Origin of the sequence: Enterobacter sp. DSM 30060, from assembly GCF_013375955.1 — a bacterium.
Taxonomy (GTDB): domain Bacteria; phylum Pseudomonadota; class Gammaproteobacteria; order Enterobacterales; family Enterobacteriaceae; genus Enterobacter; species Enterobacter intestinihominis.
This window is the reverse complement of the sequence record NZ_CP056118.1, coordinates 3,455,748-3,481,498: the sequence shown is the minus strand read 5'-3', so window position 1 is coordinate 3,481,498 and position 25,751 is coordinate 3,455,748. Positions and strand designations below refer to the sequence as shown.

Here is a 25,751-nt window from a genome sequence, read left to right as displayed (position 1 = left end):
CGCCCTACTTAACAACTTACTTCGTCTTCAGTGCCAGCGGATTCAGCTTCACGTCCTTGTAGTAGTTCACCCACGAAGAGTATCTCTCCGGAGAAGTCCACACGCGGTAGTGAAGCCGTGCCATCGTCACCGGATCGCTCAACAGCACCAGACGACGGTCGCGGTTAAGTTTTTCTGGCGTCTCATTCAGCGCCTGCTCAACGTGGCGATCGCGGGCGATCTCCAGCACCTGGCTAGCGCGGTGACGCGCAGTCGCCATCGCGGTTGCCAGCGCGTTGAATGACGGGTTAAACACGGCGTGCATAAAGCCATCATCCAGCGTGCGTTTGCGGTTCTGCTCCAGATAGGTATCGGTATCCACCAGCACCTGCGGCGGAGAATACTCTTCCGGGATCAGGAACAGCTTCCAGCGTTTGGTACGCAGGCCCACCGTAGAACGGCTGGAGATCACCGACACAAATGGCGACAGGATCAGCGAGAAGACGATTGGCGCCAGCCAGAACAGGAAACGCAGATCCAGCCAGGCCATACCAACGGCCCACACCAGGCCCAGCAGTAGCTGAGAGCCGTGGCGCATAAAGGCTTCACTCCATGGCGTAGAGTCATCGTCACGCTGCGGTGAATTCCACACCACTTCCCATCCCAGGAACGCGCTCACCACGAATACCGTGTGGAACAGCATACGCACCGGTGCCAGCAGGACCGAGAACAGCACTTCCAGCAGCAGTGAAAGGGTTACGCGGCAGAAACCACCGTACTCCTTCGAACCTTTACACCAGATCAGAATGATACTGAGCAGCTTAGGCAGGAACAGCAGCACCATGGTCGACGCGAACAGCGCAATCGCCAGCTCCGGACGCCACTGCGGCCACACCGGGAACAGCTGGCGCGGTTGCAGGAAGTACTGCGGCTCCGTCAGGGCATGCACAACCTGCAACGCGGTCGAGAGTGCCAGGAACATAAACCACAGCGGCGCAGACAGATAGGACATGACGCCCGTCAGGAACACCGCACGGTGAACAGGGTGCATCCCCTTCACCAGGAACAGGCGGAAGTCATCAGGTTACCGTGACACCAGCGGCGGTCACGCTTGAGCTCATCCAGCAGGTTCGGCGGCAGCTCTTCATACGAGCCCGGCAGATCGTAGGCAATCCAGACGCCCCACCCTGCGCGACGCATCAGCGCGGCTTCCACAAAGTCATGCGACAGAATGGACCCGGCAAACGATCCTTCACCGGCAGCGGCGCCAGGGCGCAGTGCTCGATGAATGGCTTCACGCGGATAATGGCGTTGTGGCCCCAGTAGTGAGATTCACCCAGCTGCCAGAAGTGCAGACCGGCAGTAAACAGCGGCCCGTAGACGCGGGTCGCAAACTGCTGGCAGCGCGCATACAGCGTGTCCATACCTGACGCTTTTGGCGAGGACTGAATAATACCCGCGTTCGGATTGGCTTCCATCAGACGGACCAGCCCGCTCAGACAGTCGCCGCTCATCACGGAGTCCGCATCCAGTACCACCATGTAGCTGTACTGGTTACCCCAACGACGGCAGAAGTCATCGATGTTCCCGCTCTTACGCTTAACACGACGACGACGACGACGGTAGAAGATCTGCCCTTCGCCCTGCACTTCAGCAATCAGCTCCATCCAGGCTTTTTGCTCTGCCACGCAGATATCCGGGTTGTAGCTGTCGCTCAGGATGTAGACGTCGAAATGCGCCGCGTTACCGGTCGCCTTTACGGACTCCCAGGTGGCACGCAGCCCGGCGAATACGCGGTCAACATCTTCGTTACAGATAGGCATGATCAGCGCGGTACGGTGCTCAGGATTGAGGGGTTCATCCCCGACCGTCGACGCGGAAATGCTGTATTTGTCACGCCCCATCAGCAGTTGCAGGAAGCCCATCAGCGCCGTCCAGAACCCGGCGGAGACCAACAGAACAGCACGGCGAACAGCAGAAGGATGCCGCTCTGTAAAATATACGGCAGCAGCTGCATGAAGGAGACCCAGATATCCTGGCCAATCATGTCAGCAGGGTTAATCAATGCCCAGCCCTGGTACGGCAGAATAGTTTTCATGTACCAGGTGGCGACAACCGTCTGTGCCAGCGTCAGCAGCAGCAGAATGTAACGACGAATCGTTCCCACGGTACGCCATTTCTGCTCGGACGCCTGCTGTTCTTTGGTGAGACGTGACAGATAGCGCGGCGTCACGTCACGTCCACGCAGGCGATCCCAGAAGCGACCACCGGGTTGGTGCGCCACGGATCGGGGAACATAGAGGAACGCGTGGCCTTCGGCATCGCCTGTAGCTGGTCACGCCCTTCGTCATCCTTGATTAACTGCCCTTCTGCCAGCGAGTCTGGCCATGCCTGCTCCAGACGTGCCTTCACTGACCCCAGCGGCGTATCATCATCACGGGAAAAGTGACGATGTTCACCATCCAGCGCGGTGTGAACCGCGCGGATGTCGCTCGCAGGGAGTGCCGCTTTTTCAATGTCCGTTAGCGGCATGGCATCAATATATTCAGATGTATTATTCATTGGCAGGTAGCTGATAGCTCCAGTTTCACTCAGCGGCTTATCGTTACTGACCAGCGCGGCGCGCATTTCAGTGGTCTGTTTCGGATCTTTCACCTTCACGCGCAGGGTCAAACGCCACCCTTTGGTGACCGGATTGTAACGCACGGCGTTCTCAACGATTTCACCGTTATCGCCAATGCTGGCCTGTGCCGTCACGGCAGTATCCGGCGCCAGTTTTTTCATATCCTGCCCGGTGAAGTCCACGATAAATGCCAGCGTGCCATCCGGCTGACGAATCAGGTTGGACTGCTTCACGTCCCCGTAGAACGACGCGTCTGCATCACATACGCGTTATCCGGTGCGTGCAGTTTGTCTTCGTCACGGCTGAAGGTGATCGCATACTTGAAGTTCATCTCTTTACCGGCTTCAGGCAGCTGATCCGGTGTCCAGTACGCCACGATGTTATCGTTGGTTTCATCATTGGTTGGAATTTCAACCAACTCAACCTTGCCTTTACCCCAGTCGCCTTTCGGTGTAACCCAGGCGCTTGGGCGCAGATCGTAGCGGTCGTCCAGATCTTCAAAGCGGGAGAACTGACGGCCACGTTGCAGCAGACCAAAGCCTGCGGGTTTTCCATCGCAAAGCTGCTGACGGCGAGGTGTTTCGGGTTGTTAAGCGGACGCCAGATCCACTCGCCGTTACCAGCATGAATGGAAAGGCCATTAGAATCATGCAGTTGAGGGCGGAAGTTAGTCGCCGGAGACGGCTGATTCGGCCCGAACAGGAACATGCTGGTCAGCGGCGCGACGCCCAGTTTGCCCACTTTATCGCGCAGGTAAACTTTAGACTGCACGTCAACCACCGTGTCACGCCCTGGCATGATCACGAAGCGATAAGCGCCTGTCGCACGAGGGGAGTCCAGCAGCGCATAAATTGTCAGACGTTTGTCGGTTGGTTTTGGACGTTCGATCCAGAACTCGCGAAAACGTGGAAATTCTTCACCTGATGGCAGCGCGGTATCAATTGCCAGACCGCGCGCAGAAAGCCCGTACACCTGCCCCGCGCCAATCACGCGGAAGTAGCTGGCGCCAAGCATGCTGACGATTTCGTCGTTTTTATCTTTGCTGTTAATCGGGTAAAGCACCTTGAAGCCTGCGAAGCCGAGGTCTTTCACCGTGTCTTTATCGTGTTGCACATCGCCAAAATTGAAATAATCCGGGCTGTACTTGATTTTACGTACCGCGGTCGCCGTCACTTCATTGATGGCAACCGGCGTGTCGAAGTACATACCCTGGTGGTAAAATTCAAGCTTGAACGGGGTTTTAATATTGTTCCAGTACGCTTTATCGTGATTGAACTGGATCTGCTGATAGTCCGCGTATTTCATGTCGCGGAAAACGGAGGGCAGGTTACTTTTTGGCGCTTCGTAGCTCTTGCCCGCCATCGATTTAGCCTGTTTTGCGACATCATCGATGTTAAAGGCCAGTGCAGATGAGGTATACAGTGACAACAGCACTGCTACACCCAACCAACGCATTTTCATCATTTGTGGTTTATGTTTCATAATAAGTAAGCACTTCCCCCTTTGTGTGCTTATATCGATCCGATCCATTTTAATGGAAACTCAGGCAATCCGACAACATTATCACTGCTTTGTTCAGCTCGCTGGCTCATGGATTAAGCAAATGAAAGAACCCGCTTTTCACTTTGCGTGCTTATCCTGGAGACAGGGTGTCGGTCTTGGTGTAGGGTTGGCTCCGAATGTAACCATTATGAGCCTTAGGGATAAGGCGAAAAGTCTGAGAATGCGCAAAGTTATATGAGCACAACCCTGTACAACGTGAATATTTCCTCGACTCGATCCGCGCATGGCTCATGCTATTGGGGATCCCTTTTCATATTTCACTGATCTATTCCAGCCACACCTGGCATGTGAACAGCCAGATGCCCTCCTGGTGGCTGACGCTGTTCAATGATTTTATCCATGCCTTCCGCATGCAGGTGTTTTTCGTCATTTCAGGCTATTTCTCTTACATGCTCTTCTTGCGCTATCCCCTCAAGCGGTGGTGGAAAGTGCGCGTGGAGCGCGTGGGCATACCAATGTTGACGGCCATTCCGCTGCTGACGCTGCCGCAGTTCATCATGTTGCAGCATGTTAAAGGCAAGGCGGAAAACTGGCCTAATCTCTCGTTCTATGAGAAATACAACACCCTGGTCTGGGAGCTGATTTCCCACCTCTGGTTCCTGCTGGTACTGGTGGTGCTAACCACGGTGAGTTTGCTGATCTTCAGTCAACTGCGCCAGCGCGCGAGCGCCGCAACCTCGACCTTCTTCGCCAACATCACCCTGGGCAAGCTGTCGCTGCTGTTTCTTGCGCTGGGGGTCGCGTATGCCGCCGTCAGGCGTACCCTGCTCATTGTCTACCCTCCCATTCTGAGCGATGGGCTGTTTAATTTCGTGGTGATGCAGACCCTGTTCTACATTCCCTTCTTCCTGATTGGGGCGCTGGCATTTATTCATCCCCGGCTTAAAGCGCTGTTTACCACCCCTCCCCCTGGTGTGCGGTGGGTGCTGCGCTGGCCTTTGCCGCCTATCTTCTCAATCAGCGCTTTGGCAGCGGGGACGCGTGGATGTATGAGACAGAGAGCGTGATAACGATGCTGATGGGCCTGTGGATGGTTAACGTGGTGTTCGCCCTTGGCCATCGTCTGCTGAATTTTAAATCCAGTCGCGTCACCTATTTCGTTAATGCTTCACTGTTTATCTACCTGGTCCACCATCCGCTGACGCTGTTTTTCGGGGCGTACATTACGCCGCATATCAAATCGAATGCGCTGGGCTTCTTCACCGGTCTGGTCTTTGTGGTTGGCATTGCCATCGTGTTGTATGAAATCCACCTGCGGATCCCGCTTTTGCGTTTCCTGTTCTCAGGCAAACCTCAGGTTAAAGCGGGATAAAAAAACGGCGCCTCCAGAGCGCCGTTTTTGCTTTTCAAACATCAAAATGCCTGGCTGCGCGCGGTCAAAAGCCGCTGATACAGGTCGGCGGTATGCTCATCGAAACAGACAAAAATGACTTTTTCCGGCATGGGTTTGAGGGAAAGGTAGTGATAAACGGTATTCACGGCGATCGTAGCTGCCGCTTCCTTTGGATAACCGTACACCCCGGTGCTAATGGCGGGGAACGCCATGGTCTTATAGCCGTTATCTGCCGCAAGCCGCAGGCAGTTACGATAAGCCTGCTCCAGAATCTCAGCCTCATGGCGGTCGCCACCGTGCCAGACGGGTCCAACGGTATGGATCACCGCTTTGGCCGGGAGATCGCCCGCAAGCGTAATAACAGCATGCCCCGGCGGGCACTCTCCCTGCTGCTGGCGCACGGTTTTGCATGCTTCAAGGAGCTGAGGGCCCGCGGCCCGGTGAATGGCACCATCCACCCCGCCCCCACCCAAGAGGGAGGAATTGGCTGCGTTGACGATCACGTCAACGTGCACCGTCGTGATATCGCCATGAATAACGTCGATTTGCGGTCTCATAAACACCCTCTGCAACCCGCCTTTTTCATCAGTGTATCGCAGAGGGAGAAGGAGAAAAACTGTCGCGAAAAAAACGGCGGTTAACGGTAATCCACCTGAACGACCGCAAGCGTTTTCTTTTCATTCAGGTATTTCATGGTAACAGCGGCCAGCGCTGAGTGAGGATGATGGCCCCGGAGCGCCTCGTCATAACTGATGGTATGCGTTTTCATACGGTTATTTTCCGGGCAGGAAATTGCAAACTGCTGATGCCGGGGCGTGACTTCGCACGGGTCAGCGACCACCGCGCCACGAAAATGAATCACCCCACCATTCTCTATAGTTGCTGAATAAGCCGGAGAAAAAAAAGAGGACAGGATCAGTCCCAGACCAGAAATAATACACGCTGCGGATTTGAACATTATTTGTACTCCTCAATGAAATTCGTCCTTGAGGGGTAAAAACGCTCCGTTATGACGTATCAATTTAAGCAACCCGTTTGCTGGGTTCTTGATATCAGCATAGCTTACCTGTGCAGCGCCGCCACTTTATTAAATCATTGATTTTATGAATGATTAAAGCGTACTTGCCGGTGCGCTCCACTGCTGTGATAAATGAAGCGATTTTCCATCGGAAACGGTGACGATTATTTTTACCGCATCCCCTGAGCGAATATTTAAACTGATTCGCGTTAAATCAATCGGCTGATTAGCGGGTATAAAAAGAGTATTTTTCTGCCGCGATGTACTTTGTCCCCCCTGCCCCTGTCGGACAGATAACACCTCAACCTGACATTCGCAGGCGTCTGCCAGCGTGACCTGAGGAATAATGGTTGTCACATTTGCCTGCTGTGAGGTACTGAACGTTATCTGGCTGGCAAGCGCGGCAAGGAGAATGAATGTGCTCATGAGATCCTCCCGAAAAAAAACAGGGCGGATGCCCTGTTTTTTGGTACAGAAATGAATCAGTACTGGTGTGCGGTCGCGTTGTTGCCGAAGCCAACCTGGTGCACAGTCACCGTTGAGCCGGACGCTGTCTGGTCTACCGCCGCGCCGTTGCCGCCGCCGAACTGTTTCACGTTGATAACAGAATCTTTGCTATTCCACTGGTCGATGGTGGCGCTGTTACCAAAGCCTTTTTGCAGCAGATCGATAGAACTGTCATCAGAGCCCTGGCCAACATCTGCGCCGTTACCGCCACCATGCTGGGTAATGGTCAATTCAGAATCTCGGGCATCCGTCTGCAAAGCAAGCGCGGAGTTACCGCCGCCGTACTGGTAAATGCTCAGGGTTGAGTCAGGGCCGTTATTGCCGCCACCCCAGCCACCACCGTGACCGCCGCCAAATTGTGGTACCGCACCTGCGAAAGCACTGCCAGAAACTACGATTGCTGCAATAACTGCCACTTTGAAAAGTTTCATGGTAAACCCCCATCGGATTGATTAAGGCGTCACACATCGCTAGCGTTGAATAACGCGAATAGCCATTTGCGACTGTCTCTGTACTACAACTGCTGTTTTCTGCGTACCATACTGCGTTATATTCGCCCTGTTACCCGAGCCTTTCTGGATAATCATGGCGGTGTTGCCAAAAGCGCCCTGCTTAATACTCGCATCGTTGCCGTTGCCGGTCTGATCGATATAAGCAAGGTTATACGTCCCTGACTGATCAACATTCGCGCGGTTATTCCCGCCCTCCTGGGAAATAACGGACAGCAATTTAGAACCGCCCTGGCGTACATCAGCATTATTTCCTGAACCCTGCTGACCAATAATGGCTGCCTGATTGTATGAAGCTTTACTTAATTCATTTATCGCAAAATTATATTCAGAACTGGCTAAATCTGAATCACCTGCGATTACAAACCCAGGCGCACCCAGTAATGTAAACATCATAAACAACGTTTTGTTTTTCATGCTGTCACCCTGGACCTGGCTATAAAAAGGTATTCCTTACTCCGTTAACGCGATTCGTTTTGTTAACGCCGCGTTACGGAAAAGAGTATGTCTGCCGAAACATGTTTAATATCTCACCCGTGCGCCTTATTTTTATATTCCCCTTCACCTCAAAGTCGTAAATCTCGCCTGAAACGACGGGATACTCGCCTAAAGCAGAAACCAAAAATGTCTTCCTGCGCTTGTACAACAGCGAGACAGGCTGTCCAACCTGTACCGGCTTCTTCAGACAAAAACGACAATGCCCTTTGTCACGCGCGTGACACGAAGCAAGTTTTCTTAAGAAAAAATTCCGGCTTAGGGAAGTCTTATGTTTTTAGCAGAGTTCATACTTTTTACCGGCTGGCTTACAATAATAAAAAACCAGATAATACAACTCATTATAATATACCGTATGGTTTTTAAAATCTGTGCACGTTTATACACCTGTACAACTTTCCCCTTATCTTAAAATCTATTAACCCTGCAAAATACACAAATAAATATCGAATTTTACATTCTGTTACACGATTAACACTTGCTTTAAAGTTTGCAATAGCTAGATTGAAAACAGCAGTACGTTATTTGTTTTTAATTTTACCGCCTCCTTTGGAGGAAGGTTTTTTAACTACACACAGCAGTGCCACACCTGCAGTACTTCTGGTGCCCTTTTCAATAAAACGAGGGCAACTGCCGGGTGTCATAAATAACGTGGGGTTTCATCATGTTTAATGAAGTCCATAGCTTACCCGGTCATACATTATTGTTGATCACAAAACCTTCCTTACAAGCGACAGCGTTATTGCAGCATTTAAAACAATGCCTGTCACTTAACGGGAAACTTCATAACATTCAACGTTCTTTTGATGATATCGCTCCTGGCAGCATCATTCTTCTCGATATGATGGAAGCGGATAAAAAACTGATCCATTACTGGCAAGATAATTTAAGCAGGAAAAACAATAATATCCGCGTGTTGTTATTGAATACGCCTGATGAGTATCCTTTCCGCGAAATTGAGAGCTGGCCGCATATTAACGGCGTGTTTTACGTTACAGAAGAAGAAAACCGTGTCGTGGAGGGTTTGCAGGGCATATTGCGGGGGGAGTGTTATTTCTCGCAAAAACTGGCCAGCTACCTCATTACCCACTCCGGAAATTATCGCTATAACAGTTCGGAATCGGCCCTTCTGACGCACCGTGAGAAAGAGATCCTGAACAAACTGCGTATTGGTGCTTCAAATATTGAAATCGCCCGTTCGTTATTTATCAGCGAAAATACGGTTAAGACGCATCTTTATAATCTTTTCAAAAAGATAGCTGTTAAAAATCGCACGCAGGCGGTGTCGTGGGCAAACGATAACCTCAGGCGTTAATAGCATGAAACGCACCCTAAGTTGGATTGCCGCCGCAGGCATTATGCTTGCTGCCGGAAACCTTCAGGCTGTTGAGGTGGAAGTTCCTGGACTGTTGACCGACCACACCGTCACCTCTGTCGGACACGATTTTTATCGTGCCTTCAGCGATAAGTGGGAAAGCGATTATCCGGGTAATTTAACCATCAACGAACGGCCCAGTGCGCGGTGGGGAAGCTGGATCACAATAACCGCTAATCAGGACGTTATTTACCAGACTTTTTTATTCCCAACGAAAAGAGACTTCGATCAGAACGTCGCTTTCGCACTGGCACAAACAGAAGAAGCTATTAACCGCCTACAGTTAGATAAAGCCCTTTTGAGCACAGGCGATTTAGCAAAAGATGAGTTCTAGCAACGACACCTATTTCGGAGGCTGTAATGCGTCTCGCACACACAGTGATTTCGTTAATGCTCATTGCGCCGTTGAGTTGGGCCGGAAATATGACATTCCAGTTCCGCAACCCTAATTTTGGCGGCAACCCGAATAACGGAGCCTTTATGCTTAACCAGGCGCAGGCTCAAAACTCCTATAAAGACCCCAGCTATGACGATGATTTCGGTATCGAGACCCCGTCAGCTCTGGATAATTTTACTCAGGCCATCCAGTCGCAAATATTAGGTGGCTTATTAACCAACATTAATACCGGAAAACCCGGCCGGATGGTCACTAACGACTTTATCGTCGATATTGCCAATAAAGACGGGCAGCTTCAGTTAAATGTGACAGACCGAAAAACCGGTAAGACGTCGACAATCCAGGTTTCCGGTTTGCAGACCAGTTCAACTGATTTCTAAACAACCCCGAAATAAGGACAATTATCATGCAGCGCTTTTTTATTTTAGTTGCAGTGTGCTTATTAAGCGGTTGTTTAACTGCCCCGCCAAAAGAAGCCGCTAAACCCACCCTAATGCCCCGTGCCCAGAGCTATCGGGATCTGACGCATCTGCCCGGCCCTACCGGGAAGATATTCGTCTCGGTCTATAACATTCAGGATGAGACGGGCCAGTTCAAACCGTATCCGGCCAGTAACTTCTCCACGGCCGTACCGCAGAGCGCCACCGCGATGCTGGTTACCGCCCTGAAAGATTCGCGCTGGTTTATCCCGCTGGAACGCCAGGGGCTGCAAAACCTGCTTAACGAACGAAAAATCATTCGTGCTGCACAGGAGAATGGTACCGTTGGCGTCAATAACCGCATGCCGCTACAGTCTCTCACCGCAGCCAATATCATGGTGGAAGGCTCGATTATCGGCTACGAAAGTAACGTGAAATCGGGCGGCGCGGGTGCCCGTTACTTTGGTATCGGGGCCGACACGCAGTATCAGCTGGATCAGATTGCCGTCAACCTGCGCGTGGTTAACGTGAGCACGGGTGAAATTTTATCCTCCGTGACCACCAGCAAAACGATTCTCTCATATGAAGTGCAGGCGGGGGTATTCCGCTTTATCGACTACCAGCGTTTGCTGGAGGCTGAAATTGGCTATACCTCTAACGAGCCGGTCATGCTGTGTCTGATGTCGGCCATCGAAACCGGGGTGATTTTCCTGATTAATGACGGTATCGATCGCGGCTTGTGGGATCTTCAGAATAAAAGTGACGTGAGTAATGCGGTGCTGGTGAAATACCGTGAGATGTCGGTTCCGCCGGAGTCATGATTGGCGGCGTATAAAAAGGCGAGATTTTCGTCTCGCCTTTTTTTATTTACCTACCACAGGAACGTTCTGGCTCTTCACGCGTCGGGCTGCAAGCCAGAGACCGCTGTTCTTCATAGCGTAGCCAAACAGTAATCCCAGCATGAGCGAAGGGACCACCAGCTTCCAGTCCCCCTGGCCTGCAAAGGTCGCGCAGGCACCCATGAACGTGCCGGGCACAAAGGACAACAGCAGATGTTTTGCCTGAACGCACATCAGGAAAGCCACAATACCGGTCATGACGTACCCCAGGATTTCCACATGCGGCGCCAGCGCGCTGCCCTTCATAATGATCAGCGCCCAGACCACGCCACTCAGTAACGTGCTGCCTGAAATAAAGAGCCCTTTAAAACCACCCTGCGGACAGGCGAAATAGGCCGTGCAGCCAAGAAAACCGGCCCAGCTCAACAAACCGAGAGATACCGCCACCCAACCCCAGAGGCCGGAGAGGATGCCAGTCGTGATTGCAATACAAAGTAATATGTTCATGGTGCGCATCTTAGCAGATGCGCACCCTAGAAATGAGATCAGAAGCACGTTACGTGCAAGTTGAAATGTATCGTTGCAGGATTTTTGTGATTTAAATCACTCTTCACTCTCTTCTTCCAGCTCATCCCACATGGCAGCGATAGCGTCACGCGTCAGCGGAGCCAGCGTTCTCCAGAACGGAGAGGTGGCGTGGGCTTCAACTTTACCCAGGAAGGTTCCGACCCACGGCAGCAGATACGTTTCGAACAGGGTTTCAATCGCCTCATTCTCATCATCACCTGCTTTATCTTCAATCCATGAGGCCGCCAGCAACAGGGTACCGATATGATCGGCAGGCATATCCGTCAGCGGCATGCCGCGTTCTGAAAGAAACGCCCGAACTTCCGCTTCGGTCGCACCTTCCTGCCAGGCAGAACGATACGGCGACACGCGACACTCTTCCCCCACGAACAGCGCGTTGTAATCCGTTGAAATCTGCTGCATATCGCAATTTTTTTGCAAGCGTTCCAGCAACTCATCCTGTTCCAGCGGCCAGCTCTGCGCCAGTTTACCTTCACGAATCAGGGTAAACAGCGGAACCAGCAGCGGATCCTGCGGCTGGCGGTAATATAAGGTGCCCAGCACGCGGCAAAGGATGGAAAACTCATTCATGTTTTTATTCCGTTATTAATTAAAGATCGGCAAATTCATCAATCGGCGCCATGCCGCGCGACTCAAGGAAGTCGAGCATACGACGCGGCGTGACGTTCAGGATCTGTTCTTCCGGGAAATTCACGTCCCGCAATATTTTCAGGCACTCGCTGAAATCACCCAGCGTGAAGGCCGTGTGTGAATCAGAGCCCAGCGCCACCATTCCGCCCGCGTCACGCACGGCCGCCGCAACGTCGCGGCAGTTGGCCTCACTGCCCTTACGCGAATGCACGAACGAGGAGTTGTTGATCTCCAGCGCCACGCGGTGCTTCGCTGCGGCCTGTGCCACGGCCTGAATATCGATCGGGTATTTCGGATTTCCCGGGTGGCTGATAATGTGCACATTGCCGCTGGCAATGGTGGCAATCATCGCCGCGGTGTTGGTCTCTTTATCCTGGGGCGCAAAGACCGGCTCGTGGAAGCCGGCGAGGATCAGATCTAACGAGGTCAGCATCGGGCCGGTGCAGTCAATTTCACCGTCGGTATTTTTGATGTTCGCTTCGATGCCTCGCAGTATCCCGATACCGTCAACCAGACGTGGCCAGATACGCATATTCACAAAATGCCAGTAGTGCGGCGCATCCGCCATATCCGGACCGTGATCGGTTATCGCAAACAGCTTGATGCCTTTCAGCTTCGCCTGAGCGATATAATCATGGAGGTTACTGTAAGCGTGAGTACTGGCGACGGTGTGCATATGCAGGTCAACGGGATACATCTTTCTCTCCTCTGCGGTTTTTCCAAAGGATAGCAGTTATCAGCGGCGAATATTAGCAAAAACCCGGCGAACGCCGGGTTTCTCTCAGTAGCCTCGCTGTCTGTCGACCTGTCCGGTCACCGCGTTGCCCTTCTCTATTTCGCTGATGGTATGCGAGATATACGCCACGGCCTCCGCCGGGCGCGTCACGGCCGCAATATGGGGCGTCATCGCCACGCGCGGATGTGCCCAAAGCGGGCTGTCTGTCGGCAGCGGTTCGCGGCTATACACATCCAGCATTGCGCCTTTCAGTTTACCGCTATCCAGCGCTTTCAGCAGATCGTCTTCCACAACGTGTACCCCGCGCGCCAGGTTCATTAAGTAGCTATCTTCTGCCAACTGGTTGAGGAGCGTGCCATTGATAATGCCGACCGTTTCCGCCGTATTCGGCAGCAGGTTAATGAGAACGCGTGTCCCTTTCAGGAACGCCGGGAGTTCGTCCGTTCCGGCAAAGCTCTCGACGCCCGGATAATCCTTACGGCTCCGGCTCCAGCAGCGCAGTGGGAAGCCCCACGGGGCGAGCGCTTCGGCGACTTTCGAACCCAGCACACCCGCCCCGAGGATGCCGATGATGAAATCTTCACGCTGATAATCCGGGAGAGGTTCCCAGTGGGATTGCTGTTTAAACGCCTGATAATCGTCGAAGCGGCGGAACCAGTGCAGCACCTGGCTTACGGCGTATTCCTGCATCTGCTCCCCCATACCGGTATCTTCCAGACGAAACAGGGGAATATCTTCCGGCAGCATTTCAGGGTGAGCCTTCAGCTTACTGAGAATGGAATCCACCCCCGCACCAAGAGCAAACACCGCCTTCAAACGGCGTCCCTGAAGCATTTCGACCGGGGGATGCCAGACCAGCGCGTAGTCGGCATGTTCATTATCGCCCTGTTTCCATTCGCGAACGCGTGCGCCAGGCAGTGCCGCCGTGAGCGCCTTAATCCAGTAAGCCGTATCAAAAGTGGGGTGATAGAAGATAATATCCATAGTCATTGCCTTTTAGTGCGCTGTTTTATTTTCATTTTTAACTGGCTTGTCAGCATAACAAATTTATCGCTAAACCGCGTTGCTGATAAAAGAGGCGCTTTTCGCACATTTCGAAATCAGGTTGCCTGAAGTTTGTCTAAACACGCTAAATTACTGAAAAAGTGGGTTGACGGCAGTACGGCTTTTCCTTACATTAGCGCCCGTCCCGACAACAACGGGATGACAATATGGTGAGGTGTCCGAGTGGCTGAAGGAGCACGCCTGGAAAGTGTGTATACGGCAACGTATCGGGGGTTCGAATCCCCCCCTCACCGCCATATTTGAAGAAGAGCTCGCATGAAAATGCGGGCTTTTTTTTTCGCATGTTGCACGACTGCGGGGGGGGATGAGAACCCCCGACCGGGGTTCGACAACTGGCGCAGCCAGTTGGACAGACTGTGAGCGAAGCGAACAGGCTGCCCGCAGGGCGAGCGAAGCGAGTCAATCCCCCCCTCACCGCCATATTTGAAGAAGAGCTCGCATGAAAATGCGGGCTTTTTTCTTTTATATTCTATTCGCTCCCTGCGCTCTTTATGTCGGGTGGCGCTACGCTTACCCGACCTACGAAAAGCTAGTCCTCAACCATCTTTGCATACTCTTCGGTCAGAAAATCCACCAGCGTCCTGACCGATGGCAGCAGGCCGCGCCGGGAAGGATACACCGCATGGATCACTTCCCTTCTGGGTTCCCAGGCATTCAGCACCCGAACAAGCTCACCTGAAGCCAGCTGATCCTTCACCATCAAAATGGGCAACTGTACCACGCCCACGCCCGCCATCGCTGCCTCCCGCAGCGCCAGCATATCGGTAGTCACCAGGCGCGGCGTCAAGTGAATGTCTGCTTTCGCCCCCTCCGGCCCGCTCAGCTCCCACTTATGCAGGTGTTTACCAGCGCCCATACTTAAACCCGGCCATTCGCTGAGCTCAGAAGGCATCGCCGGGTTGCCCATCCGTTCAATCAGTGTCGGCCCGGCAACCAGACAGTGACCCCTGTCCGCCAGCACCCTTAATACCAAATCGCTGTCATCAAACGGGCGCGGACGAACGCGGATCGCCACATCCACCCCCTCCCCCACCAGATCGACCCGGCGGTTGGTGGCTTCAAGCTGGAGGTTAATTCCCGGATAGCGCGCCATAAACCTCGCCAGCATGGGCCCCACGTGAACGTGCAGTAGGGTTACGGGGCAAGTGATCCTGACCATACCGCGCGGCTCAGCCTGTAAAGCAGCCACCGCCTCCTCCGCAGCTTCAGCCTCCACCAGCATGGCTTTACAGTGCTGAAAGAACGTCTGCCCCACTTCAGTCACCGCAAACTGCCGCGTAGTACGTTGTATCAACCGAACACCCAGGCGTTCTTCCAGCTGCGCAATCCGACGGCTCAGTTTCGACTTTGGCTGATCGAGCGCCCGCCCCGCTGCCGCAAAGCCGCCATGCTCCACCACCTTCACAAACCATACGAAATCATTGAGATCCTGCATACGCCCCCATTGTTCCATTTAAGGAACAGTGAATGTCATTTTTGCTATCTACCGGGATATTAACCCTGAATATAAGCTATTTACATCAACAGGACATCAGGAGTTAATCATGAAAAACGTAACAGGCGTGTATACCGCACCTCGTCCGCACTGGGTCGGTGATGGTTTTCCGGTTCGTTCGATGTTTTCTTACCAGACGCACGGCGAACCGCTGAGCCCGTTCCTGCTGCTTGACTACGCCGGACCACATACCTTCCCGGCGGATGGCGCAAAACGCGGCGTGGGCGAGCATCCTCATCGCGGTTTTGAAACGGTGACCATCGTCTACTCAGGCGAAGTTGAGCACCGTGATTCCACCGGCAGAGGCGGCGTTATTGGTCCAGGCGATGTGCAGTGGATGACGGCAGGCGCAGGCATTTTGCACGAGGAGTTCCACTCCAGCGCGTTCTCGCAGAAAGGCGGTGAACTGAAAATGATGCAGCTGTGGGTCAACCTGCCCGCCAAAGACAAAATGGCGACGCCTGGCTACCAGAGCATCACTCAGGCGGATATCCCGGTGGTCACCCTGCCGGATAACAGCGGAACAATGCGCGTGATTGCTGGCCGCTTTGGAGAGGTAACCGGCCCGGCGCATACCTTCTCACCGCTTAACGTATGGGATCTCGCTCTGCACCAGGGCAGCCACCTGACGCTCAATCAGCCCGAAGGCTGGAGCACGGCGCTGGTTGTTGTTGAGGGCAGCGTGACAGTGAACGGCACCACGCCTGCGGGTGAGGCGCAGCTGGTCGTGCTGAGTCAGAGCGGCGACAAGCTGCATCTCGAAGCCAGCAGCGATGCCAAAGTGTTGCTGATGGCCGGGGAGCCACTGAATGAACCCATCGTGGGCTATGGCCCGTTTGTGATGAACAGTAAAACCGAAATCGCCGAAGCTATTCGCGATTTCAACTCCGGCCGCTTTGGCCAAATCTAAACGTAATAAAGGAGCGCATTATGTCTACCCCTGCAAACTTCAACGGTGCACGTCCCGTTATTGACGTCAATGATGCCGTTATGCTGCTTATCGATCACCAGAGCGGATTGTTCCAGACTGTTGGAGACATGCCAATGCCTGAGCTGCGCGCTCGTGCAGCAGCGCTGGCAAAGATCGCCTCGCTGGCGAAGATCCCGGTGATCACCACGGCGTCGGTTCCACAGGGACCGAACGGCCCGCTTATCCCGGAGATCCACGCCAATGCGCCGCACGCACAGTATGTGGCACGCAAGGGTGAAATCAACGCCTGGGATAATCCGGAGTTCGTGGCGGCGGTGAAAGCCACCGGACGCAAAACGCTGATTATCGCGGGGACGATTACCAGCGTTTGCATGGCCTTCCCGTCCATCAGCGCGGTGGCGGACGGATATAAAGTGTTTGCGGTGATTGATGCCTCCGGCACCTACAGCAAAATGGCGCAAGAGATCACCCTGGCGCGCGTGGTGCAGGCAGGCGTGGTACCGATGGACACAGCGGCAGTGGCCTCAGAGATCCAGCGCACGTGGAACCGTGAAGATGCGGGAGAATGGGCAGAGGTGTACACACACATCTTCCCTGCCTACCAGCTGCTGATCGAAAGTTACAGCAAAGCGCAGGACGTCGTGAAAAACAGCGAAGTGCTCGATTCGCAGCGTTGATCCTGCGCGGTGCGCCATAAGCTGATTAAGGCTTAACCGAACAGGCACGAATGCAGAAAATCTGCTTGACCGCTTTCGCGCAACTCCCTATAGTAGCGCCCCGTTGCCCCCCAAGCGGTCAGGCAGCAAAACAATATGGTGAGGTGTCCGAGTGGCTGAAGGAGCACGCCTGGAAAGTGTGTATACGGCAACGTATCGGGGGTTCGAATCCCCCCCTCACCGCCATATTTAAGATGAGAGCTCGTACGAAAGTACGGGCTTTTTTCTTTTATATTCTCCGAAAAGGGGGGGATGAGAACCCCCGACTGGGGTTCGACAACTGGCGGCAGCCAGTTGGACAGACTGAGAGCATAGCGAACAGGCTGCCCGCAGGGCGAGCGAAGCGAGTCAATCCCCCCCCTCACCGCCATATTTTAAGAAGAGCTCGCATGAAAATGCGGGCTTTTTTTTCGCATGTTGCACGTCTGCGGGGGGATGAGAACCCCCGACCGGGGTTCGACAACTGGCGCAGCCAGTTGGACAGACTGAGAGCGAAGCGAGTCAATCCCCGCCGGTGCGGGTGATACCGCCTCACCCATAAAAAAAGCCCGCGCATAAGCACGGGCCCGTTTTAAACTATTCCTCAGTTATTCAACTTCCCCGCCGGCTGCTTTCCTTCAGGAGAAGAAACCTGCCCCGGCAATCCCCCCTCTTCATCTCTGCGCTCCCCCAGCCAGTAATCCGCATTTTTAATCCCAAGCCGAACCGGATCAAACTGTGGATCAATTCCCTGCGCATTCTGGGTTTCATAATCCTTCAGGCTGGCAAAGGCTTTTTTATGCAAGAGGACAATGGCAATAATGTTGAGCCAGGCCATCAGCCCTACCCCGATATCCCCTAATCCCCATGCCAGATCCGCGGTGCGGATTGTGCCATATACCGTGGAAGCCATCAGACATAATTTAAGCAGGAATGTCAGCCACGGACGGTGAATTTTACGGTTGATGTAGGCGATATTGGTTTCAGCGATATAGTAATAGGCAATGATGGTGGTGAAGGCAAAGAAGAATAGCGCGATGGCGACAAAGTAATTACCAAAGCCCGGCATCATACTTTCCATCGCTGTCTGCACATAGCCAGGACCGGCCGCCACGCCTGCAATACCGGTATAAAGGGCTGCGCCGTCGACGCCCTGAACATTATAAAGCCCGGTGATCAACAGCATAAACCCGGTCGCGGAGCAGACAAACAGCGTGTCGATATATACGGAGAACGCCTGAACCAGCCCTTGTTTCACCGGATGACTTACGGCTGCTGCCGAGGAGGCATGTGGCCCGGTACCCTGCGCCGCCTCGTTGGAATAGACGCCGCGTTTAACGCCCCACATGATAGCCTGGCCCAGAATAGCGCCAAATCCCGCTTCAAGGCCAAAAGCACTTTTCCAGATCAGCAGGATAACAGCAGGCAGTTTTTCAATATTGATCGCGATAATAACGCAGGCAACAATAATATAGCCGAGCGCCATAAACGGAACGACCATACTGCTAAAGCTGGCGATCCTTTTTACACCACCGAAAATAATGAAGCTTAACAGTACAGCCAGTATTGCCGCTGTAACGTTTGGGTTAAGACCGAAGGCAATATCCAGGCTGGCGGCAATTGAGTTTGCCTGTACGCCCGGAAGTAATAAACCGCAGGAGAAAATGGTCACAATAGCAAATAACCATGCGTACCACTTCACCCCCAACCCTTTTTCAATATAAAAGGCAGGTCCCCCACGATATTCGCCGTTAATTTTTTCTTTATAAACCTGACCTAACGTGGATTCAACAAAAGCAGAGCTGGCGCCTAAAAATGCCACTACCCACATCCAGAAAAGCGCACCGGGGCCACCAAAGGTAATGGCGGTCGCCACACCGGCGATATTCCCTGTCCCTACGCGGCCCGCCAGCGTCATCGTCAACGCCTGAAACGATGATACGCCGGCATCGGTAGCCCCGCCCTGAAACATCAGGGTAATCATATGTTTTATATGACGTAATTGTAGAAAACGACTACGCAGTGAGAAATAGAGACCGACACCCAGACATAAAAATATTAACGCAGGGCTCCAGATAACACCGTTAATTGCACTAACCAGTTCGTTCATGTATGACCCTCAGCGTGATGTTCCAGAGGAAACGATCCCCTGGTGTGTTTCTTCTTAGAATTTAATTTGAACAAGTACGAAACATAGATAATTAGCCAAAAGACACCAACTTAATTTTTACTGCTTAGTCATGTTCTGTGACAACATTCACGTTTAATTTTCACCTAACAATTAGCGCGATCATTATATTCACAGGTATTTTGTGGGTATTGTAAATACATATCACACTTTTGCGACCTGTATAAAAAGCGTTCGCGGCAAATTAACAGTAATATTATTATTACCGCAAAACGGTACGTAAATCCCGTTGAATGCTATAGGAAATAAATATGATTAAAAAAAAGCCATGCGAACAGAGGGAATAAAAGAAGCTTCCCGGCATGACGCCGGGAAGAAATGACTTAAAATGTGAAATGATCTTAGTCGGAGTACACTTCCAGCGTTCGTTGACACAGCGCTGAGCGGACGCAGTCCTCTTTTGTGAAGCGGACCACCCCTATCATCTCATCTTCCTCAAAACGTGACATAGCATCGCTCAGGCCAGACTTCACGCCCGACGGCAGGTCACACTGGGTAATATCGCCGTTGACGATAACCGTCACGTTCTCCCCGAGGCGCGTTAAAAACATCTTCATTTGCGCAGCGGTCACGTTCTGAGCCTCGTCAAGAATAACGACCGCATTTTCAAATGTACGTCCGCGCATATAGGCGAACGGCGCGATTTCCACCTTGCCAATCTCTGGTCGCAGGCAGTACTGCATAAAGGAAGCGCCCAACCGCTTCACCAGCACGTCATAGACGGGCCTGAAGTACGGGGCAAACTTCTCAGAAATATCTCCAGGCAGGAAGCCCAGATCTTCATCCGCTTGCAGTACCGGACGGGTAACGATGATCCTTTCCACGTCCTTATTAATCAGCGCCTCCGCCGCTTTGGCGGCACTGATCCAGGTTTTCCCGCATCCGGCTTCCCCGGTTGCAAAGATGAGCTGTTTACTCTCGATAGCATTCAGGTAGTGCGCCTGAGCTTCATTCCGCGCCACTATTGGCGATGCATCGCGGCTGTCCCGCGCCATGCCAATGGATTCTACGCCGCTCATCTGCACAAGCGAGGTGACCGATTCTTCTTCACGCTGTTTATGGCTACGTGAATCCCGTCTCAGCACACGTTTTGCTTCGCGACGAGCTTTGATCACTGCTTTCTGTCTTCCCATGGATAGCACCTTGAGTTGTTGGTATTCATCACACGCGCCAGCATCGGCACGATTATGCGCACGAACATCAGAGGGTTGGCTTCCTTGTAAGCCATTGCTTGCATTACCGGATGACGATACAGAACGGCTACGCGCACCGTTATGCACGTCGGTAGAAATCGTATTTAGAGGTGGAGGGGAGAATTTTGTGGTGAGGAAATCGCTGCCGGAGTCTGAGCCTCCGCGCCGGGTGCTGCGGTTGATGTGTTTACCTTGTCCAGTACAGGACGCAACCATTCGCGATCTCCATAGTGAGTCAATATCACTGCCGGGAACTACCGCTGTCTTATCTTAAGTACATCAGGAATTATCATAAATGCAACATTTATTTTACCTAGATGCAACCTTTAAGACTGCTCCTGCAGCGGAATCAGTCTCATATATGAATATTACAGAAATATAACAACAAGATAGTCATATGGAAAAATAATGTCCCCGCGAACTGTCGCAGGGACAATTATCAGGCTTCTATCAGACCCTGAGCGAGCCAGGTCTTCGCGTCACGCGCGCCGGGCAGGGCAAAGAAATAGCCGCCGCCGATGGGCTTGATGTACTCCTCCAGCGCTTCGCCGTTGAGCCGCTTCTGCACGGTGAGGAACCCTTTCTCCAGATCGTGCTGATAGCAGACAAACAGCAGTCCCATATCAAGCTGACCGGAATTGGTCACCCCCAACGAGTAGCTGTAGCCCCTGCGCATCATCAGGCTGGACTGGGTCTCTTTGGTGCGAGGATTAGCGAGACGAATATGGCTGTCCAGCGCGATGACATCTCCGTTCGGATCGCGGGCGTAGTCGGGTTCATCGTGCTCGTGCTTCATGCCGAGCGGTGCGCCGGTTTGCTTATCGCGGCCGAAGATCGTCTGCTGCTCTTTCAGCGGCGTGCGGTCCCAGAACTCCACGTGGAACTGAATGATACGCACCGCCTGATAGCTGCCACCCACCGCCCAGGCCGGTTCGCCCTGATCCTCCGTCACCCAGACCACGTTTTTCATCAACACGGTATTGCTGCTGTCCGGGTTGGCGGTACCGTCTTTGAAGCCCAGCAGGTTGACCGGCGTCTCTTTCCCTTTACTGCGCGCGGCGTGGTCAGATATAAAACCTTCCCGCTTCCAGCGCACGCTGAGCAGATCCGGAGTGTGCTTGATGATATCGCGCAGGGCGTGGATCACCGTATCCTGGGTATTGGCGCAGATCTGCAACAGCAGATCGCCGTGGCACAACGCCGCGTCGAGAGAGTCATTCGGGAATCGCGTCATTTTTTGCAGCGCTTTCGGCTTCTGCTTCGCCAGACCGTAGCGATCATCAAACAGCGATTCCCCCACCGACACGGTGATGGTCAGATTATCGGGAGCGATAAACGCCCCGAGGATCCCGGAATCCATCGGCGGCAGGCGCGGATTCGGTGTTTCCGGTGCCGGACCGCCCGCCGTAAGGAAGGCAATGCGCGTGGTCAACAGCCTGAACAGACGCTCAAGGTCAGCCTTATCACTCGCCAGCGAATCGAAAGCCACCAGCATCATCGAGGCCTGCTGCGGCGTCAGGATTCCTGCCTGGTGCTCACCATAAAATGGCTGCGTTTCCATACGTGCATCCGGGGAGAGCGTGCCGGGGGCGCTTTGTGGTTTTGCCGCATGCGCCACCGGACAGCCGCCCGCCAGGGCAAACGCGCCGCCCAGCGCCCCTACCCCTTTTAATAACCGACGTCGGGAAGGTTCCGCCACGTCGTACTCATCATGCTTGTTCATCGCTTAGTCCAGACCCAGAACGCCACGCAGCAGAGAGAGATCTTCCGCCAGCGTCGTAATCGGGCCTTTCAGCGCGTTACGGTCCGCATCGGTCAGCTTGTCGTAGGTTTCGAACCCGTCTTTGGTACGGTATTTCGCCAGGATGGCGTCAACTTTCTTAAAGTTTGCATCCACTTTCGCCAGCAGTTCGCCGTTCTCTTTTTGCAGCTGAGGCCGCAGCAGATCGACAATTTTTTGTGCGCCGTCGACGTTTGCCTGGAAGTCCCACAGGTCGGTGTGGCTGTAGCGATCTTCTTCGCCGCTGATTTTGCTCGCGGCCACTTCTTCAATCAGACCCGCAGCACCACCCACCACTTTCGACGGCGGGAAGGCCAGCTCGCTGATGCGTTTTTGCAGCTCCAGCACGTCGCTGTTGAGCTGATCGGCGTATTTCTCCATCCCTTTGGTGGAGCTATCGCCAAACAGGGCTTTTTCCAGGCGGTGGAAGCCGGTGAATTTCGGATCGGCGGCCTTCTGCTCGTAGTCATCTTCGCGGGCGTCAATGCTGCCATCGAGGTCAGAGAACAGCTCGGCAATCGGCTCGATGCGCTCGTAGTGCTGACGTGTAGGCGCATACAGGGATTTCGCTTTTTCGATATCGCCCGCTTTCACCGCGTCGGTAAAGGCTTTGGTGCCTGCCACCAGGTCAGCCGTCTCTTTGGTGACGTAGGCTTTATAGGCGGTAATGGCGTCGCCGAGGCTCAGCAGCGCGGTGCCTTTGGCCGCGTCCGCCGTCGCTGCGCCTTTGACGATCAGCTTACCTTTCGGGTTAGTCAGCAGGCCGCAGGTCATGTCATATTCCCCCGGCTGAAGATTAGCGGTCATTTTCTGGCTGAAGCCAGGCGCGATATTTTCACGCTCTTCTACCACCATCACGCCTTTCAGGATCTCCCACTCCAGCGCCTTCTGGCTGTGGTTCTGAATAATAAACTGGGTTTTACCGCTGTTAACCGTGATGGTCATCGGCTCGCACTGTTTATCGTTGACGGTGACTTTTACCTGCGGAATATCTGCTGCCTGAGCGGCGAAGGCAGACGCGAACAGCGCTGCCACACCAACCTGTAACGCGCTACGACGGAATTGAATAGCCATGTCTCTTCCCTTTAAAGTATGTTGTAACTAAACAAAGCGCTTCACGGCGCAGTACGCGACGGCTGAGCGCTGGGGCGCGATGGCATGAAGAACAGCACCAGCGCCGGAATAAGATAGATAAAGTACATCGCCACCTCGCTGACGCTCGGCGTTTCCTGATAGCCGAAGATACCTTCAAGGAGCGTGCCGGTCAGTGAGTGGGTGGAGAGAACGTTACTAAGATCAAACGCCACGTCCTGGAAGTGGTTCCACAGGCCCGCTTCATGGAAGGCGCGGATCGCCCCTGCCGCCAGCCCCGCGGCCACCAGCAAAATAAACAGGCTGGTCCACTTGAAGAACGCGCCCAGGTTAAGACGAATGCCGCCCCAGTAGAGCAGGAAGCCAAGCACAACCGCCGTGGCCAGCCCAAGCATCGCGCCCAGCGGCGGCCAGATGCCCACGTCCTGCTGAAAAGCCGCGAGCAGGAAGAACACTGACTCCAGGCCTTCACGCGCCACGGCGAAAAAAACCATCATGATCAGCGCCCAGCCGTGGTGGTTGCCTTTTTGCAGGGCGTTATCCACCGCCTGCTCCAGCTGTACCTTCACGTTACGGGAGACCTTGCGCATCCAGAACACCATCCAGGTGAGGATCACCACCGCTATTACGGCAACAATGCCTTCAAAAAGCTCTTGCTCTTTCTGAGGAAATTCTCCGGTGGTTTCGTTGATAAGAATACCCAGCCCCAGGCAGAGCGCCGCGGCCAGGAAGACGCCAACCCACATCACGCCGATCCAGCGTCCGCGCTGGGTGCGCTTCAGATAACTGGCGATAAGGCTAACAATCAGGGCCGCTTCAAGGCCTTCACGTAACATAATGAGAAAAGGAACAAACATGCAGACACCTTAAATGTTTATCGCGGTCAACTGATGCAAAGAAAGGTAAATTCTTGTGATAGTGATTATCATTACGGCCACAAGAAAAACAAGCGAAATATGTGGAGTTTTGATGACCAGATGTAAACGCATTGCGGAATAATAATTGCCTGAGTAACCGTTGCGTTTATAAGGTATAACGAAAATGCCCATTTACGGTTAACCGGGGCTGTGGCTAAATGTCCGCCTCGAAAACCAACTGAAAATAAACCATGTTTAAAATTGTCCATTTCCTGCTGGCGCTGGTGATTATTCTTGCGCTTGCCTGGCTGGTGAGTTTCGACCGCCGAAAAATTCGCATTCGTTTCGTTTTACAGCTGATCGTGATTGAAATCGCGCTGGCATTCTTTTTTCTGCATGCAGAAAGCGGCCTGTTCATTATTAAACATGTCTCCGGTTTCTTTGAATCACTGCTTAAATTCGCTGCCGAAGGGACGAATTTTGTCTTTGGCGGGATGGGTGAAAAAGGGCTGGCGTTCATTTTCCTTGGCGTGCTCTGCCCCATTATTTTTATCTCGGCGCTGATTGGTATTCTGCAGCACTGGCGTATTCTGCCGATCTTTATTCGGGTTATCGGGACGCTGCTGTCAAAACTGAACGGCATGGGCAAGCTGGAATCCTTTAACGCGGTGAGCTCACTGATACTCGGTCAGTCTGAAAACTTCATTGCCTACAAGGGCGTGTTGGGCGATCTCTCCTCACGCCGCCTGTTTACGATGGCTGCAACGGCGATGTCGACGGTTTCGCTGTCGATTGTCGGTGCCTATATGACCATGCTCGACGCCAGATTTGTCGTCGCGGCACTGATCCTGAACATGTTCAGCACCTTTATTATCCTTTCGGTCATTAACCCGGCCCGCCCGGAAGCCGAACCCGATATCAAACTGGAAAAGCTGCATGAATCCCAGAGCTTCTTTGAAATGCTGGGCGAATATATTCTGGCCGGTTTTAAGGTGGCGATGATTATTCTGGCGATGCTGATTGGCTTTATCGCCCTTATTAGCGCCGTTAATGCCCTCTTCTCCAGCGTATTTGGCCTGAGCTTCCAGCAGATTCTGGGTTACGTGTTTTATCCGCTGGCGTGGCTTATTGGTATTCCGCTGAGCGATGCCTTAAGCGCGGGCAGTATTATGGCAACCAAACTGGTGGCGAATGAATTTGTGGCGATGATCGAGCTGCAAAAAATAGCCCACCAAATGTCACCGCGCGGGCTGGGGATTTTGTCAGTGTTCCTGGTGTCGTTCGCTAACTTTGCCTCCATTGGTATTGTGGCGGGGGCAATAAAAGGCCTGAACGAGCAACAGGGTAATGTGGTGTCGCGGTTTGGTTTACGCCTGGTGTACGGGGCAACGCTGGTGAGTTTGCTGTCGGCGAGCTTTGCGGGGTTGGTGCTCTGATGCAATGC

Annotated in this window: 23 protein-coding genes, 2 tRNA genes, 2 other RNA genes and 4 pseudogenes; 13 read left to right on the top strand and 18 right to left on the bottom strand. The window is 53.2% G+C overall.

All coding sequences use genetic code 11. From position 1 onward, the window contains the following. Nucleotides 1–16: 16 nt before the first annotated feature. The 3 pseudogenes from mdoH to HWQ15_RS16480 all read right to left on the bottom strand — a co-directional run bounded on the left by mdoH (nucleotide 17) and on the right by HWQ15_RS16480 (nucleotide 3,964). Nucleotides 17–2,541, bottom strand: a pseudogene (gene mdoH, locus HWQ15_RS16485) (glucans biosynthesis glucosyltransferase MdoH). An 81-nt stretch (nucleotides 2,542–2,622) separates the two neighbouring features. Then, a pseudogene (locus HWQ15_RS23230) lies at nucleotides 2,623–2,763 on the bottom strand (hypothetical protein); the annotation flags it as partial. Nucleotides 2,764–2,831: 68 nt separating this feature from the next. Next, nucleotides 2,832–3,964 (bottom strand): annotated as a pseudogene (locus HWQ15_RS16480) (glucan biosynthesis protein G). 431 nt (nucleotides 3,965–4,395) lie between these two features. Here HWQ15_RS16480 and mdoC point away from each other — a divergent pair. Next, entirely contained in the window at nucleotides 4,396–5,172 is a 777-nt protein-coding gene (mdoC, locus tag HWQ15_RS16475; RefSeq protein ID WP_369806289.1) for a glucans biosynthesis protein MdoC, read from the top strand. Beyond that, nucleotides 5,085–5,348 (top strand): annotated as a pseudogene (locus HWQ15_RS23465) (acyltransferase family protein); the annotation flags it as partial. The gene mdoC and the pseudogene HWQ15_RS23465, both read left to right, overlap by 88 nt. A gap of 170 nt (nucleotides 5,349–5,518) precedes the next feature. Here the strand turns inward: HWQ15_RS23465 and ymdB are convergent. The 5 genes from ymdB to csgB form a co-directional block, all read right to left on the bottom strand. Then, the gene (gene ymdB / locus HWQ15_RS16470; RefSeq protein ID WP_022647704.1) at nucleotides 5,519–6,055 is read right to left on the bottom strand and encodes an O-acetyl-ADP-ribose deacetylase; all 537 of its coding nucleotides are present in this window, start codon (nucleotides 6,053–6,055) and stop codon (nucleotides 5,519–5,521) included. Nucleotides 6,056–6,135: 80 nt separating this feature from the next. Then, nucleotides 6,136–6,456 (bottom strand): type 1 fimbrial protein, encoded by a 321-nt coding sequence (locus HWQ15_RS16465; RefSeq protein ID WP_022647703.1) that lies wholly within the window; start codon nucleotides 6,454–6,456, stop codon nucleotides 6,136–6,138. A gap of 153 nt (nucleotides 6,457–6,609) precedes the next feature. Beyond that, complete coding sequence (csgC, locus tag HWQ15_RS16460) at nucleotides 6,610–6,942, bottom strand: curli assembly chaperone CsgC (protein ID WP_022647702.1); 333 nt, start codon at nucleotides 6,940–6,942, stop codon at nucleotides 6,610–6,612. Between the two features lie 56 nt (nucleotides 6,943–6,998). Then, a complete protein-coding gene (csgA, locus tag HWQ15_RS16455) occupies nucleotides 6,999–7,454 on the bottom strand; it encodes a curli major subunit CsgA (protein ID WP_003858043.1) in 456 nt (151 codons plus the stop codon). A 39-nt stretch (nucleotides 7,455–7,493) separates the two neighbouring features. Beyond that, nucleotides 7,494–7,949 (bottom strand): curli minor subunit CsgB, encoded by a 456-nt coding sequence (gene csgB / locus HWQ15_RS16450; protein WP_023299774.1) that lies wholly within the window; start codon nucleotides 7,947–7,949, stop codon nucleotides 7,494–7,496. Nucleotides 7,950–8,691: 742 nt separating this feature from the next. On the opposite strand from csgB, the gene csgD reads away from it, so the two are divergent. Genes csgD through csgG form a run of 4 tightly spaced genes read left to right on the top strand, consistent with a single transcriptional unit; the run spans nucleotide 8,692 to nucleotide 11,039 of the window. Beyond that, nucleotides 8,692–9,342 (top strand): biofilm master transcriptional regulator CsgD, encoded by a 651-nt coding sequence (csgD, locus tag HWQ15_RS16445; RefSeq protein ID WP_006809293.1) that lies wholly within the window; start codon nucleotides 8,692–8,694, stop codon nucleotides 9,340–9,342. 4 nt (nucleotides 9,343–9,346) lie between these two features. Then, a complete protein-coding gene (csgE, locus tag HWQ15_RS16440) occupies nucleotides 9,347–9,736 on the top strand; it encodes a curli production assembly/transport protein CsgE (RefSeq protein WP_003858052.1) in 390 nt (129 codons plus the stop codon). 26 nt (nucleotides 9,737–9,762) lie between these two features. Further along, nucleotides 9,763–10,179, top strand: coding sequence for a curli production assembly/transport protein CsgF (gene csgF / locus HWQ15_RS16435; protein WP_003858054.1), 417 nt, complete (start codon nucleotides 9,763–9,765; stop codon nucleotides 10,177–10,179). Between the two features lie 26 nt (nucleotides 10,180–10,205). After that, the gene (gene csgG, locus HWQ15_RS16430; RefSeq protein WP_023299773.1) at nucleotides 10,206–11,039 is read left to right on the top strand and encodes a curli production assembly/transport protein CsgG; all 834 of its coding nucleotides are present in this window, start codon (nucleotides 10,206–10,208) and stop codon (nucleotides 11,037–11,039) included. A gap of 42 nt (nucleotides 11,040–11,081) precedes the next feature. Here the strand turns inward: csgG and HWQ15_RS16425 are convergent, their stop codons facing one another. The 4 genes from HWQ15_RS16425 to ghrA form a co-directional block, all read right to left on the bottom strand. Then, entirely contained in the window at nucleotides 11,082–11,564 is a 483-nt protein-coding gene (locus HWQ15_RS16425) for a DUF1097 domain-containing protein (RefSeq protein ID WP_074143551.1), read from the bottom strand. Between the two features lie 96 nt (nucleotides 11,565–11,660). Next, nucleotides 11,661–12,215 (bottom strand): molecular chaperone, encoded by a 555-nt coding sequence (locus HWQ15_RS16420; protein ID WP_045307924.1) that lies wholly within the window; start codon nucleotides 12,213–12,215, stop codon nucleotides 11,661–11,663. Nucleotides 12,216–12,234: 19 nt separating this feature from the next. Beyond that, nucleotides 12,235–12,972, bottom strand: a complete 738-nt coding sequence (locus HWQ15_RS16415) for a phosphatase (RefSeq protein ID WP_022647697.1) — start codon at nucleotides 12,970–12,972, stop codon at nucleotides 12,235–12,237. 84 nt (nucleotides 12,973–13,056) lie between these two features. Next, nucleotides 13,057–13,995 carry a glyoxylate/hydroxypyruvate reductase GhrA gene (ghrA, locus tag HWQ15_RS16410; RefSeq protein WP_063149018.1) on the bottom strand — a complete coding sequence of 313 codons (939 nt, stop codon included), beginning with the start codon at nucleotides 13,993–13,995 and terminating at the stop codon, nucleotides 13,057–13,059. A 229-nt stretch (nucleotides 13,996–14,224) separates the two neighbouring features. Between ghrA and HWQ15_RS16405 the strand changes: the two genes are divergently transcribed. Beyond that, nucleotides 14,225–14,312: transfer RNA gene (locus tag HWQ15_RS16405), tRNA-Ser, on the top strand. A 47-nt stretch (nucleotides 14,313–14,359) separates the two neighbouring features. Further along, nucleotides 14,360–14,496, top strand: a non-coding RNA gene (locus tag HWQ15_RS16400) — RtT sRNA. Between the two features lie 109 nt (nucleotides 14,497–14,605). On the opposite strand, the gene HWQ15_RS16395 is transcribed toward HWQ15_RS16400, so the two are convergent. Next, nucleotides 14,606–15,511 carry a LysR family transcriptional regulator gene (locus HWQ15_RS16395; RefSeq protein ID WP_176587437.1) on the bottom strand — a complete coding sequence of 302 codons (906 nt, stop codon included), beginning with the start codon at nucleotides 15,509–15,511 and terminating at the stop codon, nucleotides 14,606–14,608. A gap of 109 nt (nucleotides 15,512–15,620) precedes the next feature. On the opposite strand from HWQ15_RS16395, the gene HWQ15_RS16390 reads away from it, so the two are divergent. From HWQ15_RS16390 to HWQ15_RS16375, 4 genes are all read left to right on the top strand, one after another. Continuing rightward, on the top strand, nucleotides 15,621–16,481 hold the full coding sequence (locus HWQ15_RS16390) for a pirin family protein (protein ID WP_022647694.1): 861 nt from the start codon (nucleotides 15,621–15,623) through the stop codon (nucleotides 16,479–16,481). Between the two features lie 20 nt (nucleotides 16,482–16,501). Further along, nucleotides 16,502–17,179: an isochorismatase family protein gene (locus tag HWQ15_RS16385; protein ID WP_003858068.1), complete on the top strand. Its 678-nt coding sequence runs from the start codon at nucleotides 16,502–16,504 to the stop codon at nucleotides 17,177–17,179. A 137-nt stretch (nucleotides 17,180–17,316) separates the two neighbouring features. After that, nucleotides 17,317–17,404, top strand: a tRNA-Ser gene (locus tag HWQ15_RS16380). Nucleotides 17,405–17,449: 45 nt separating this feature from the next. Further along, nucleotides 17,450–17,588: non-coding RNA, RtT sRNA (locus HWQ15_RS16375), on the top strand. Between the two features lie 213 nt (nucleotides 17,589–17,801). Here the strand turns inward: HWQ15_RS16375 and HWQ15_RS16370 are convergent. From HWQ15_RS16370 to efeU, 5 genes are all read right to left on the bottom strand, one after another. After that, on the bottom strand, nucleotides 17,802–19,307 hold the full coding sequence (locus HWQ15_RS16370; RefSeq protein ID WP_022647693.1) for a sodium:alanine symporter family protein: 1,506 nt from the start codon (nucleotides 19,305–19,307) through the stop codon (nucleotides 17,802–17,804). Between the two features lie 419 nt (nucleotides 19,308–19,726). Further along, nucleotides 19,727–20,518: a phosphate starvation-inducible protein PhoH gene (gene phoH, locus HWQ15_RS16365; RefSeq protein ID WP_169802903.1), complete on the bottom strand. Its 792-nt coding sequence runs from the start codon at nucleotides 20,516–20,518 to the stop codon at nucleotides 19,727–19,729. Nucleotides 20,519–21,017: 499 nt separating this feature from the next. Beyond that, a complete protein-coding gene (gene efeB / locus HWQ15_RS16360; RefSeq protein WP_022647691.1) occupies nucleotides 21,018–22,301 on the bottom strand; it encodes an iron uptake transporter deferrochelatase/peroxidase subunit in 1,284 nt (427 codons plus the stop codon). A 3-nt stretch (nucleotides 22,302–22,304) separates the two neighbouring features. Beyond that, the gene (efeO, locus tag HWQ15_RS16355; protein ID WP_022647690.1) at nucleotides 22,305–23,432 is read right to left on the bottom strand and encodes an iron uptake system protein EfeO; all 1,128 of its coding nucleotides are present in this window, start codon (nucleotides 23,430–23,432) and stop codon (nucleotides 22,305–22,307) included. Nucleotides 23,433–23,473: 41 nt separating this feature from the next. Continuing rightward, nucleotides 23,474–24,307, bottom strand: coding sequence for an iron uptake transporter permease EfeU (gene efeU / locus HWQ15_RS16350; RefSeq protein WP_038415809.1), 834 nt, complete (start codon nucleotides 24,305–24,307; stop codon nucleotides 23,474–23,476). Nucleotides 24,308–24,558: 251 nt separating this feature from the next. Between efeU and HWQ15_RS16345 the strand changes: the two genes are divergently transcribed. Further along, a complete protein-coding gene (locus tag HWQ15_RS16345; RefSeq protein ID WP_023305841.1) occupies nucleotides 24,559–25,743 on the top strand; it encodes a NupC/NupG family nucleoside CNT transporter in 1,185 nt (394 codons plus the stop codon). Nucleotides 25,744–25,751 lie beyond the last annotated feature (8 nt).

Bases quoted from the DNA above. Each gene is read 5' to 3' on its own strand.
- HWQ15_RS16345 (WP_023305841.1), top strand. From the start codon at position 24,559: ATGTTTAAAATTGTCCATTTCCTGCTGGCGCTGGTGATTATTCTTGCG.
- ymdB (WP_022647704.1), bottom strand. From the start codon at position 6,055: ATGAGACCGCAAATCGACGTTATTCATGGCGATATCACGACGGTGCAC.
- efeO (WP_022647690.1), bottom strand. From the start codon at position 23,432: ATGGCTATTCAATTCCGTCGTAGCGCGTTACAGGTTGGTGTGGCAGCG.
- csgC (WP_022647702.1), bottom strand. From the start codon at position 6,942: ATGAGCACATTCATTCTCCTTGCCGCGCTTGCCAGCCAGATAACGTTC.
- ghrA (WP_063149018.1), bottom strand. From the start codon at position 13,995: ATGGATATTATCTTCTATCACCCCACTTTTGATACGGCTTACTGGATT.
- HWQ15_RS16370 (WP_022647693.1), bottom strand. From the start codon at position 19,307: ATGAACGAACTGGTTAGTGCAATTAACGGTGTTATCTGGAGCCCTGCG.
- HWQ15_RS16465 (WP_022647703.1), bottom strand. From the start codon at position 6,456: ATGTTCAAATCCGCAGCGTGTATTATTTCTGGTCTGGGACTGATCCTG.
- csgD (WP_006809293.1), top strand. From the start codon at position 8,692: ATGTTTAATGAAGTCCATAGCTTACCCGGTCATACATTATTGTTGATC.
- csgF (WP_003858054.1), top strand. From the start codon at position 9,763: ATGCGTCTCGCACACACAGTGATTTCGTTAATGCTCATTGCGCCGTTG.
- csgG (WP_023299773.1), top strand. From the start codon at position 10,206: ATGCAGCGCTTTTTTATTTTAGTTGCAGTGTGCTTATTAAGCGGTTGT.
- HWQ15_RS16390 (WP_022647694.1), top strand. From the start codon at position 15,621: ATGAAAAACGTAACAGGCGTGTATACCGCACCTCGTCCGCACTGGGTC.
- HWQ15_RS16420 (WP_045307924.1), bottom strand. From the start codon at position 12,215: ATGAATGAGTTTTCCATCCTTTGCCGCGTGCTGGGCACCTTATATTAC.
- csgA (WP_003858043.1), bottom strand. From the start codon at position 7,454: ATGAAACTTTTCAAAGTGGCAGTTATTGCAGCAATCGTAGTTTCTGGC.
- csgB (WP_023299774.1), bottom strand. From the start codon at position 7,949: ATGAAAAACAAAACGTTGTTTATGATGTTTACATTACTGGGTGCGCCT.
- phoH (WP_169802903.1), bottom strand. From the start codon at position 20,518: ATGGGAAGACAGAAAGCAGTGATCAAAGCTCGTCGCGAAGCAAAACGT.
- csgE (WP_003858052.1), top strand. From the start codon at position 9,347: ATGAAACGCACCCTAAGTTGGATTGCCGCCGCAGGCATTATGCTTGCT.
- efeB (WP_022647691.1), bottom strand. From the start codon at position 22,301: ATGAACAAGCATGATGAGTACGACGTGGCGGAACCTTCCCGACGTCGG.
- HWQ15_RS16395 (WP_176587437.1), bottom strand. From the start codon at position 15,511: ATGCAGGATCTCAATGATTTCGTATGGTTTGTGAAGGTGGTGGAGCAT.
- mdoC (WP_369806289.1), top strand. From the start codon at position 4,396: ATGCTATTGGGGATCCCTTTTCATATTTCACTGATCTATTCCAGCCAC.
- HWQ15_RS16415 (WP_022647697.1), bottom strand. From the start codon at position 12,972: ATGTATCCCGTTGACCTGCATATGCACACCGTCGCCAGTACTCACGCT.
- HWQ15_RS16425 (WP_074143551.1), bottom strand. From the start codon at position 11,564: ATGAACATATTACTTTGTATTGCAATCACGACTGGCATCCTCTCCGGC.
- HWQ15_RS16385 (WP_003858068.1), top strand. From the start codon at position 16,502: ATGTCTACCCCTGCAAACTTCAACGGTGCACGTCCCGTTATTGACGTC.
- efeU (WP_038415809.1), bottom strand. From the start codon at position 24,307: ATGTTTGTTCCTTTTCTCATTATGTTACGTGAAGGCCTTGAAGCGGCC.